This window comes from Anaerobacillus sp. 1_MG-2023 (assembly GCF_030547345.1).
Classification (GTDB): Bacteria; Bacillota; Bacilli; order Bacillales; family Guptibacillaceae; genus Guptibacillus; species Guptibacillus hwajinpoensis_B.
The window spans coordinates 1-228 of the sequence record NZ_JAUORD010000342.1 but is presented as its reverse complement, the minus strand read 5'-3'; the positions used below and the strand labels follow the sequence as shown (position 1 = coordinate 228).

The following is a 228-nucleotide window of genomic DNA, read 5'->3' as shown; positions in this document are numbered from 1 at the left end:
GCATTTTCCGTACGGATTCACCATCAATTCCTTCTGGTATTGTGACACAGGTAACTACGGGGAGTTTGGAGTCAATATTCCCATATATATCTAATCCCATTGCTTCAATACCAGCTATTAGAGCCTGTTCGTGATGCTTGTGACGAGCAAAACGTTCTTCTAATCCTTCTTCAAGTACAATCCGAAGTCCTTCATGAAGAGCATAAATCATAGAAGTTGCTTCTGTAT

At 40.4% G+C, this 228-nt stretch carries 1 pseudogene; it reads right to left on the bottom strand.

What is annotated here, in order from left to right:
• Positions 1–228: pseudogene (locus Q4550_RS24375) on the bottom strand (alanine--glyoxylate aminotransferase family protein); the annotation flags it as partial.